1 pseudogene is annotated in these 1,238 nt (G+C 69.9%); it reads left to right on the top strand.

What is annotated here, in order from left to right:
• A pseudogene (locus ACWDKQ_RS36270) lies at positions 1-1,238 on the top strand (hypothetical protein); the annotation flags it as partial.

Genomic DNA, 1,238 nt, shown 5'->3' with positions numbered 1-1,238 from the left:
GGAGAAGACCTCGCTGCTGGAGAAGGATTCCGGGTCGCAGACAGGCGATGCTGCCGGTTTTCCGGGCAAGGGCGTCGCGTTCACCCCGTCGGATGTCTTGGATGTGTCTGATGTGGACCCGGTTTTCTCTGTCGGGGTGGTGGATACGGATGCGGTGACGCTCTCGGGCGGAGATCCCGTGGTGTCCGGTTCCGGTCGGGCCTTCGGCGAGGTGGGCGGCAAGGACGGTGGTGGCGGTAAGGGTGGTGCCGATGGCGGCGTGGCGGGTGGGAAGCCGGCTCGCGTGGTTCCGGCCGTGTCAGGTGTGGGGCAGGACCGTCCGGGCACGCCGCCACCGGCATATTCTGATGGGGCAGCGGGTTTCGGGCAGCAACGATCGGTGATGCGGCCTCGGTCGTATGGTCCGGTTGCCGGTGGCGATCAGGTCGTCGGTGTGGTTGTGTCCGGGGGCCGGCCGGTGGATGTGCTTACCTCGCAGACGCGGGACTCAACGGGGGGTATGTCCCCGGCGGTTACCCCGCACGCGTCTGGTGTGCCCTCGGATACCGCGCTACCGAAGACCATCACGCCGGGGTCTGGGTCGATCGCGGATCCGGACAGTGGTGCTGTGTTCCCGGGGCAGGAGACGACGTCGCCGAGTGCGGCGACCGGCCAGGGTGTGTCTTCGGCGGTGGATTCGGTCGTGCGGTATGGGGATGCGCATCCTTTGGGTGGGGCTGCGGTGTTGTGGGATTCGGTGACGTTGCCCGCGGAGGGGTCGCAGGCAGCCCCGCATCTGCAGCAGAACCAGGTGAGGCCACCGGCTGCGGACGTGCCTGTGGGCACGGTGCGGGTGGCGGTGCCCGCGGAGGTGGTTGCTGGTGGCGGGTTGGCGGAGTTCGTGCGCGGCAGGGTTGCGGATTCCACTGGCGGGCCTGTGATGCTGGTGTCCCAGGCCGACTTGAATGCGGGTGTGCCGGTGTCGCCGGGGCAGGCGTCGTCTCTGGCGCGGGGCTTGGGGCGTGATGTCGTCGCGTTGACGCCAGGGCAGGGCGGGCGCGGGCCATGGTGGACCGTGTTCGGCGGGGACGGATCGGACAGGCCGGTGGGCGAGTCCGGTGGTTCGGTGTCGGCTGGCGGGCGTGAGGGCCGGGCCGCTCTGGCGGAGGCGTCGGTTGTTGTTCCGGCTGGCACGGCAGCGTCGGGAAATCCGCCGGTGAGGCAGTGGGTGCGCGGGGAGATCGATCGGGCCGCCGGGT

The organism is Saccharopolyspora sp. NPDC000995 (assembly GCF_053599315.1).
Note: the sequence above shows the minus strand (reverse complement) of the source record. Positions and strands in the feature narration are given on the sequence as shown.